We start from the raw sequence: 1,912 nt of genomic DNA, 5'->3' as shown, positions 1-1,912 counted from the left end.
GGATGATGGGTATTACCCCCTAGTGCTTTACTCACATTATCTTAGTTTTTAGCTATAACTTTTATCAGGTGTATGGTTCAAAGTCTCTCTGAGCAAGTGTTAGCAATGAACGAGCAAAAATTTCTAAATTTCTAGCTAGAAAAATGCCAAATTGGCAACCACAAGCTAGAGAAGCAAGTTAAATTAAATTAGACAAACGAAAGCAAAACAGTTGCTAAAAAATTAAAAAAATTAGTTTCTGATTCTTGTTAAGTTTGTTGGACAATTAAATAAAATGATCGTTTGCTGCAATAGGAATACTCACTGAGTAGAAACGTTATCGTTATATAAATTACCCCCCTAATTTAACGATTAGCGTTATGTGTATATTCCCGAATCGCTTCAGCAGCAAATAGTAGAGTGGGAGAGAATGGCGCTTGGTAATGCCTCCTCCCACTCTCTTTTTTTAGGGTATTTTGGTTGGGGATGTATAGCTGTAGACAGAGTAGTTAAGACATCTCCTGTAAGGGTTTAACATTGCTAAGTTTAATTTAAGCAGCAACTTTTTCTTCAAGAGGTTTAAAAGTCTTTTTAGTAGCACCGCAAATAGGACAACTCCAATCATCAGGAATTTCTACAAAAGGTGTACCAGGTGCAATACCCGAATCAGGATCACCAACAACAGGATCATAAATCATGCTGCACTGTCTACAAATCCATTTTTGAGTTGCGGGATCTTCACCTGCGACTCTCGTTACAGCTTGTCCACCATTTAATACTTCTAAAGCTTCAGCGTAGCGATCTGCGTGATAATTTTCAATGAATTTGAGCAACCCAAAACGGTGTGCTGCGGCGCGGAATGTGTTAGCGTGTTCACTAGATTCTTGAGCTTGTTTGAGAAATTCTTCCGCTGCGGGATTATCTCTATCTTTTTGAGCAGCAGCAGCAAAATCAGGATACATGGTAGTGTATTCATAGGTTTCCCCTTCAATTGCCAAAGACAAACAACGAGACATAATTTCCCGTTTTTGTTCATCAGTTAAACTAGCTGCATCTTTGACAACCAGTTCTGGATGTAATAACTCAAAATGTGCAAAAGCGTGTTCAGTTTCTTGATCTGCTGTTTCCTTAAAAAGCTTCGCTAAGTCTGTAAAACCCAGTTTACGTGCCACATTTGCAAAAAACAGGTATTTACGATTTGCCATCGATTCTCCACCGAAAGCTGCTTCTAAGTTTTTTAGTGTCGTAAAATTTGACAAATCCATAATTTTTACTTGCCTGTTAAGTGATATTTCATGGTAAAAACAGACTCTTGAACTAAGGCAGATGAGGCAGCCAAAATATTTTTACAATATTTAAAGAGATGTTATAGAACCTGTTTTAGCCCATCTTTAATTACCCTTGTTATTAGCCGATTCAGGATAATTATAAATCTTAGATTATGAATATTTTATATTTTTTCTGTCAAAGTAGTTTATTGAAAATTATTGTTATTAGACTGAGGCTGTAAAAAGCGGAATTTTTGGCTTTTTTTTACCCTTTGTAAGCGGAGGTTATAAACCGTTCGGCTGACGCTCACGGCGGAAGCCTTGCATGAAACAATTATCAATTATCAATTGATCACTGTTGTATTTTGTCTTTTATACAGATGTACAAACTGCTGGAACTTCAACTGTGAAAATAGAGCCTTGAGGATGGTTATCCTGCAATGTTATTTTGCCTCCATGAGCTTTGATCGCCATTTTACAAAATGCCAATCCTAAACCGGTTTGATTGGTATTATTAACCATAGTTCCTATTTCATACTTAGGGGTTGCTGAGAAAGTCTTTCCGTGAGGGCATAGGAGTCAGGAGTCAGGAGTCAGGAGTCAGGAGGAGATTTGAAAATTTCTTTGCCATCTCTTGAAATCCCAAAAAATGCACACTTTTTCCG

Annotated in this window: 2 protein-coding genes; both read right to left on the bottom strand. The window is 37.2% G+C overall.

What is annotated here, in order from left to right:
• Positions 1-530 precede the first annotated feature (530 nt).
• Positions 531-1,244, bottom strand: a complete 714-nt coding sequence (locus FFR48_RS27620) for a rubrerythrin family protein (protein WP_137669549.1) — start codon at positions 1,242-1,244, stop codon at positions 531-533.
• A gap of 375 nt (positions 1,245-1,619) precedes the next feature.
• Positions 1,620-1,769, bottom strand: coding sequence for an ATP-binding protein (locus FFR48_RS27615; RefSeq protein WP_307722545.1), 150 nt, complete (start codon positions 1,767-1,769; stop codon positions 1,620-1,622).
• Positions 1,770-1,912 lie beyond the last annotated feature (143 nt).

Origin of the sequence: Sphaerospermopsis reniformis (genome assembly GCF_005402885.1) — a bacterium.
Lineage (GTDB): Bacteria > Cyanobacteriota > Cyanobacteriia > Cyanobacteriales > Nostocaceae > Sphaerospermopsis > Sphaerospermopsis kisseleviana.
Note: the sequence above shows the minus strand (reverse complement) of the source record. Positions and strands in the feature narration are given on the sequence as shown.

Excerpts from the sequence above, each read along its gene's own strand:
- FFR48_RS27620 (WP_137669549.1), bottom strand. The coding sequence starts at position 1,244 with ATGGATTTGTCAAATTTTACGACACTAAAAAACTTAGAAGCAGCTTTC.
- FFR48_RS27615 (WP_307722545.1), bottom strand. The coding sequence starts at position 1,769 with ATGGTTAATAATACCAATCAAACCGGTTTAGGATTGGCATTTTGTAAA.